Annotated in this window: 8 protein-coding genes and 4 tRNA genes; all 12 read left to right on the top strand. The window is 53.9% G+C overall.

What is annotated here, in order from left to right:
* Positions 1-201 precede the first annotated feature (201 nt).
* The 12 genes from birA (at position 202) to rplA (ending at position 6,375) form a co-directional block, all read left to right on the top strand.
* Entirely contained in the window at positions 202-1,155 is a 954-nt protein-coding gene (gene birA, locus QMX86_RS12500; protein ID WP_282383935.1) for a bifunctional biotin--[acetyl-CoA-carboxylase] ligase/biotin operon repressor BirA, read from the top strand.
* Positions 1,145-1,897 carry a pantothenate kinase gene (locus QMX86_RS12495; RefSeq protein ID WP_282383937.1) on the top strand — a complete coding sequence of 251 codons (753 nt, stop codon included), beginning with the start codon at positions 1,145-1,147 and terminating at the stop codon, positions 1,895-1,897. Before birA ends, QMX86_RS12495 begins: the two co-directional genes overlap by 11 nt.
* A 7-nt stretch (positions 1,898-1,904) precedes the next feature.
* A complete protein-coding gene (locus QMX86_RS12490; RefSeq protein ID WP_024014525.1) occupies positions 1,905-2,336 on the top strand; it encodes a hypothetical protein in 432 nt (143 codons plus the stop codon).
* A 142-nt stretch (positions 2,337-2,478) separates the two neighbouring features.
* Positions 2,479-2,563 (top strand) — tRNA-Tyr (locus tag QMX86_RS12485).
* 25 nt (positions 2,564-2,588) lie between these two features.
* Positions 2,589-2,662: transfer RNA gene (locus tag QMX86_RS12480), tRNA-Gly, on the top strand.
* A gap of 27 nt (positions 2,663-2,689) precedes the next feature.
* Positions 2,690-2,765: transfer RNA gene (locus QMX86_RS12475), tRNA-Thr, on the top strand.
* 85 nt (positions 2,766-2,850) lie between these two features.
* Complete coding sequence (gene tuf, locus QMX86_RS12470) at positions 2,851-4,044, top strand: elongation factor Tu (protein WP_064361246.1); 1,194 nt, start codon at positions 2,851-2,853, stop codon at positions 4,042-4,044.
* 53 nt (positions 4,045-4,097) lie between these two features.
* Positions 4,098-4,173 (top strand) — tRNA-Trp (locus QMX86_RS12465).
* A 45-nt stretch (positions 4,174-4,218) separates the two neighbouring features.
* Positions 4,219-4,587, top strand: a complete 369-nt coding sequence (secE, locus tag QMX86_RS12460) for a preprotein translocase subunit SecE (protein ID WP_016772937.1) — start codon at positions 4,219-4,221, stop codon at positions 4,585-4,587.
* A gap of 9 nt (positions 4,588-4,596) precedes the next feature.
* Positions 4,597-5,130 (top strand): transcription termination/antitermination protein NusG, encoded by a 534-nt coding sequence (nusG, locus tag QMX86_RS12455; protein ID WP_007957598.1) that lies wholly within the window; start codon positions 4,597-4,599, stop codon positions 5,128-5,130.
* A gap of 118 nt (positions 5,131-5,248) precedes the next feature.
* Complete coding sequence (gene rplK / locus QMX86_RS12450; RefSeq protein ID WP_003176435.1) at positions 5,249-5,680, top strand: 50S ribosomal protein L11; 432 nt, start codon at positions 5,249-5,251, stop codon at positions 5,678-5,680.
* On the top strand, positions 5,680-6,375 hold the full coding sequence (gene rplA, locus QMX86_RS12445; protein WP_282383941.1) for a 50S ribosomal protein L1: 696 nt from the start codon (positions 5,680-5,682) through the stop codon (positions 6,373-6,375). The genes rplK and rplA overlap by 1 nt, the downstream gene beginning before the upstream one ends.
* Positions 6,376-6,436: the final 61 nt, after the last annotated feature.

The raw sequence follows: 6,436 nt of genomic DNA, 5'->3' as shown, positions 1-6,436 counted from the left end.
AGCAGTGAAACGATGCATCGCCGATGGTAGTGTGGGGTTTCCCCATGTGAGAGTAGGTCATCGTCAAGATTAAATTCCGAAACCCCAATTGCGAAAGCAGTTGGGGTTTTGTTTTGCCTGCGAGAAATGTGTCCGCTTGATTTCTATGCAACGGCCCGGGGCATGGCTATTATGCGGGCCTCATTGTGAGGCGATACCTGCATGCTGACGTTGTTGAATCTACTGAAGGATGGACGATTCCATTCCGGACAGGACCTGGGCGTTGCCCTGGGAATAAGCCGAAGTGCCGTATGGAAGCAGCTACAACAGCTTGAAGCTGAACTTGGCCTGTCGATCCATAAAGTTCGCGGTCGCGGATATCAATTGTCGACGCCTCTGACGCTCCTTGATCCTCTGGAAATAACCAGGAAGATGCCTCAATGGCCGGTGCGTGTGTTCGACTCTGTTGACTCGACAAATGCCGAAGCTCTGCGCTCCATCAGTGACGGCGCCGCCGCGCCGTTTTTGGTGCTCGCGGAGCGACAATTGGCAGGCCGTGGTCGTCGAGGTCGTAAGTGGGTAAGCCCATTTGCAGAGAATCTTTATTACAGCCTTGTACTCCGCATCGAAGGCGGCATGCGTCAGCTTGAGGGATTGAGCCTTGTTGTCGGCTTGGCGGTGATGCAGGCCTTGCGAAACACCGGTGTGCCCAATGCCGGTTTGAAGTGGCCCAATGATGTTTTGGTGGGTAACAAGAAAATAGCTGGCATTCTGCTCGAACTCGTCGGCGATCCGGCGGATGTGTGTCATGTTGTATTGGGTATAGGAATCAACGTGAATATGCAGGTTGCCGATGAGGTCGACCAGCAATGGACTTCTATAAAGCTGGAGTCAGGCAAAGCCTGCGATCGCAATGCTCTGGTGGTTGAATTGAGTAATCAACTCAAGACTTATATCCATAAACACCAGCTCAACGGGTTCGCAAGTCTGCAGGCAGAATGGGCGGAAAATCATCTGTGGCAAGGGCGTTCCGTGTCGTTGATCGCGGGTAACAGCCGTGTCGATGGAGTAGTGCTCGGGATTGATAACCAAGGCGGGTTGCGCTTGATTGTAGATGGTGTTGAAAAGGCCTTTAGTGGCGGAGAGCTCAGCCTGAGGTTGCGTGATGATTCTTGAGCTTGACTGCGGCAATAGCTTTATAAAATGGCGCGTGCTGGATGCGTCGGCGAGCGAGCTGGTCTCGGAAGGAGTTGTGGATTCCAATCAGGCTTTGCTTGAGAGCCTACGCATCATAAAGTCACTCTCGCTGCGCAAGTGTCGTTTGGTAAGCGTCAGGACCAACGAGGAAACCAGCGCTTTAACCGAAATGCTTGAGCGCGAGTTCAGTATTCCTATCGTGTGTGCGAAGCCCGCTCGCGAGATGTCTGGTGTTCGAAACGGCTACGAAGACTATGAGCGTCTGGGGCTTGATCGCTGGCTGGCGTTGCTTGGCGGCTTTCACCTGGCTGCCGAGAGTGCTTGTCTGGTTCTCGACTTCGGTACCGCGGTTACTGCCGATTTTGTCGGGCCTGACGGTGAGCATCTCGGTGGGTTCATTTGTCCAGGCATGCCTTTGATGCGAAACCAGCTTCGCACCCATACCCGTAAAATTCGTTATGGTGATGAGGCGGCAGAGCGCGCCCTTTGCAGTCATGTCCCGGGGCGTACCACCGCGGAAGCGGTGGAGCGGGGTTGTTCTTTGATGCTGAGGGGCTTTGTTCTCACTCAATTAGAGCTGGCTCGAGCGTACTGGGGAGAGCAATTCACCGTCTTTATTACGGGAGGGGATGCCGAGTTGGTTAAAGGCGTCGAGCCTGACGCCAGGGTTGTGCCCGACCTGGTTTTTGTCGGCTTGGCGATGGCGTGTCCCTTGTCCTGAGGTTTATATGCGTTGGTTGTTCCTCCTCCTAGTGGTTCTCAATGTTTTTTACTATGTCTGGCATCAGCAGGAAGCGCCCTTGCGAGCCAAAGATGTAACGCCCCTTAGTCTGTATCGCGGTGCGCAGCAGGATATCCGTCTACTGAGCGAAACTGCTGGTGAAAGCGGGAGAGGGCAGGTGGTGCCGCGTCAGCAGTGTCTTTTCCTTGGTGGATTTTCTGAAGAGGATTCAATTGCCAGGTTGCAACAGCGCCTGGTGGCGATGAAGGTCAATGCTCAATCCGTGCCGAAAGCTGCTGCAGGAAGCGGTTACTGGCTTGCAGTTGCGCCGGATGGCCAGCCGTTGTTGGGCGATCAGCAGTTGCAAAACCTTTCCAAGGAATTCAATGGGTTAAAACATAAAATAATGCTGTGCGAAGGGGTTGCACCTGCTCAATAGTTTGCATAGAATGGCGCCCGCTCCACAGCGAACACCTTAAACGGGATTCGAAGTGAGGCGTGTCAACGCAGCTAACCTCAGGTTTTTAAATGAGAAAATGCTTGACAGGGGTTTGGCATGATATAGAATGCCGGCCTGATTAGGAGGGGTTCCCGAGCGGCCAAAGGGATCAGACTGTAAATCTGACGTCTACGACTTCGAAGGTTCGAATCCTTCTCCCTCCACCAGATTTAAGCGTGAGCTGCAGGCTCCGCGGGTATAGTTTAGTGGTAGAACCTCAGCCTTCCAAGCTGATGATGCGGGTTCGATTCCCGCTACCCGCTCCAAGTTTGCAGGTTGTGCAAAAGGGTTTTGCTCTTGTAGCTCAGTTGGTAGAGCACACCCTTGGTAAGGGTGAGGTCAGCGGTTCAAATCCGCTCAAGAGCTCCATATAACAAGGCAGATATGAAAATATCTGCCTTTGTTTTAATGGTTGATATTGTTTGTCTAATTTCTTCTGTAGAGGGTGATATCGATGGCTAAGGAAAAATTTGATCGTTCCCTGCCCCACGTCAACGTTGGGACCATTGGTCACGTTGACCACGGTAAAACCACTCTGACTGCTGCTCTGACTCGCGTTTGCTCCGAAGTTTTCGGTTCTGCAATCGTTGACTTCGACAAGATCGACAGCGCACCAGAAGAAAAAGCTCGCGGTATCACCATCAACACCGCGCACGTTGAGTACAACTCGAAGATCCGTCACTACGCTCACGTTGACTGCCCAGGTCACGCTGACTACGTGAAGAACATGATCACCGGTGCTGCTCAGATGGACGGTGCTATCCTGGTTTGCTCGGCCGCTGATGGTCCGATGCCGCAAACCCGTGAGCACATCCTGCTGTCCCGTCAGGTTGGCGTTCCGTACATCGTGGTCTTCCTGAACAAGGCTGACCTGGTAGACGACGCTGAGCTGCTGGAACTGGTTGAGATGGAAGTTCGTGACCTGCTGTCGACTTACGACTTCCCGGGCGACGACACTCCGATCATCATCGGTTCGGCTCGTATGGCGCTGGAAGGCAAAGACGACAACGAGATGGGCACCACTGCCGTCAAGAAACTGGTTGAAACTCTGGATGCCTACATCCCAGAACCAGTTCGTATGATCGACAAGCCATTCCTGATGCCAATCGAAGACGTATTCTCGATCTCGGGTCGCGGTACTGTTGTGACTGGTCGTATCGAGCGCGGTATCGTTCGCGTTCAGGATCCGCTGGAAATCGTTGGTCTGCGTGATACCACCGTTACTACTTGCACCGGTGTTGAAATGTTCCGCAAGCTGCTCGACGAAGGTCGTGCTGGCGAGAACTGCGGCGTTCTGTTGCGTGGTACCAAGCGTGACGACGTTGAGCGTGGCCAGGTTCTGGTCAAGCCAGGTTCGGTCAAGCCGCACACCAAGTTCACCGCAGAAGTTTACGTTCTGAGCAAGGAAGAAGGCGGTCGTCACACTCCGTTCTTCAAAGGCTACCGTCCACAGTTCTACTTCCGTACTACTGACGTGACTGGTAACTGCGAGCTGCCAGAAGGCGTTGAAATGGTAATGCCAGGTGACAACATTCAGATGACTGTTACCCTGATCAAAACCATCGCGATGGAAGACGGTCTGCGTTTCGCTATCCGTGAAGGCGGTCGTACCGTCGGCGCTGGCGTCGTAGCCAAAATCATCGAATAAGCGGTTGTAATGTATTTTTCGGGCCGGCATAATGGTCGGCCTGATTTTGTTTTAGGTCAGTAGCTCAATTGGCAGAGCGACGGTCTCCAAAACCGTAGGTTGGGGGTTCGATTCCCTCCTGACCTGCCAGATTCACTCGGTGTGTCTGGCTTTCTTTTCACAGGATCTTCATAGATGACTCCTAAAGCTGAAGCTCAAGGCTCTCGCTTCGATCTGCTCAAGTGGCTTGTAGTAGTCGCTTTGGTAGTTGTTGGCGTTGTTGGCAATCAGTATTACGCTGCTTCGCCGATCCTGTACCGTGTACTCGCTTTGCTTGCCATTGCTGCTGTAGCTGCCTTTGTAGGCCTGCAGACCGCGAAGGGCAAGTCTTTCTTTGTACTGGTTAAGGAAGCTCGCACCGAGATTCGTAAAGTCGTGTGGCCAACTCGCCAAGAAACCACGCAGACCACGCTGATTGTCGTGGCTGTTGTTCTGGTTATGGCGTTGCTGTTGTGGGGTCTTGATTCCCTGCTCGGCTGGCTTGTTTCCTTGATTGTCGGCTAAGGGTGTCCCGTGGCTAAGCGTTGGTATGTTGTGCATGCTTACTCGGGTTACGAGAAGCATGTGATGCGCTCGCTGATCGAGCGCGTAAAGCTGGCTGGCATGGAAGATGGCTTCGGCGAGATTCTGGTTCCCACTGAAGAAGTGGTAGAGATGCGTAACGGCCAGAAGCGCAAAAGCGAACGGAAGTTCTTCCCAGGCTATGTGCTGGTCCAGATGGATATGAACGAGGGTACTTGGCACTTGGTCAAGGATACTCCTCGGGTGATGGGGTTCATCGGCGGTACTGCCGACAAGCCTGCACCAATTACCGATAAAGAGGCAGAAGCGATTCTGCGTCGCGTTGCTGATGGTAGCGACAAGCCTAAGCCGAAGACATTGTTCGAGCCAGGTGAGACGGTGCGTGTCAACGACGGTCCATTCGCTGATTTCAATGGCGTTGTGGAAGAAGTTAACTACGAAAAGAGCCGGATCCAAGTGGCTGTGCTCATTTTCGGTCGCTCTACTCCGGTGGAGCTCGAGTTCAGTCAGGTCGAGAAGGTCTAACTGGGCAAGCAATCCCAACCCCGCAGCCTTAGGCTGTGGGGTTTTGTCGTCACTGGGATAAACGCGCAAGTAACCGGGGAGCCTTTCGAGGCGTTCGAACCCGTAATTGGAGTGCCTCATGGCCAAGAAGATTACCGCTTACATCAAGCTGCAAGTGAAGGCCGCTCAGGCTAACCCAAGTCCACCGGTTGGTCCTGCTCTGGGTCAGCACGGCGTGAACATCATGGAATTCTGCAAGGCTTTCAACGCCCGTACCCAGGGTCTTGAGCCAGGTCTGCCGACTCCAGTGATCATCACTGTCTACAGCGACCGTAGCTTCACTTTCGAAACCAAATCCACCCCTGCTTCGGTTCTGCTGAAGAAGGCGGCCGGTCTGACCAGCGGTTCCGCTCGTCCGAACACCGTTAAGGTTGGCACTGTTACCCGTGCTCAGCTGGAAGAAATCGCGAAAACCAAAAACGCGGATCTGACTGCAGCTGATATGGATGCAGCCGTGCGTACTATCGCCGGTTCTGCTCGTAGCATGGGCCTTAACGTGGAGGGTGTGTAATGGCTAAGCTGACCAAGCGTCAAAAGGCTATCGCCGGCAAAATCGAAGCAGGCAAGGCCTACAACTTTGTAGACGCCGCTGCTCTGCTGGCCGAGCTGTCGACTGTCAAGTTCAGCGAGTCGTTCGACGTTGCTGTAAACCTGGGTGTAGACCCGCGTAAATCTGACCAGGTTGTTCGTAGCGCTACTGTGCTGCCACACGGCACTGGCAAGACCGTTCGCGTTGCTGTGTTCACCCAGGGTCCAGCTGCTGAGGCCGCTCTGGCTGCCGGCGCTGACCGTGTAGGTATGGACGACCTGGCTGCCGAAATGAAAGGCGGCGACCTGAACTATGACGTAGTGATCGCATCCCCGGATGCCATGCGCGTTGTAGGTCAGTTGGGTCAGATCCTCGGTCCACGCGGCCTGATGCCTAACCCGAAAGTCGGCACCGTAACTCCAGACGTAGCTAACGCGGTCAAGAACGCCAAAGCTGGTCAGGTTCGTTATCGCACCGACAAAAACGGCATCATCCACACTTCCGTTGGCAAGATCGGCTTCGACGCTGTCAAGCTGAAGGAAAACGTTGAAGCCCTGATCGCTGATCTGAAGCGTATCAAGCCAGCTTCCTCGAAAGGCATTTACGTCAAGCGCGTTACCCTGAGCACCACTATGGGCCCAGGTCTGGTTATCGATCAGAGCTCGCTCGACGCGTAAGACAAAGGTTGGCGCGGATTGTCGCGCCAATTGAAAGATTGGGGTCCCTGCCTGGCGGGGG

This window comes from Pseudomonas sp. PS01270 (genome assembly GCF_029959775.1).
Taxonomy (GTDB): domain Bacteria; phylum Pseudomonadota; class Gammaproteobacteria; order Pseudomonadales; family Pseudomonadaceae; genus Aquipseudomonas; species Aquipseudomonas atacamensis.
Note: the sequence above shows the minus strand (reverse complement) of the source record. Positions and strands in the feature narration are given on the sequence as shown.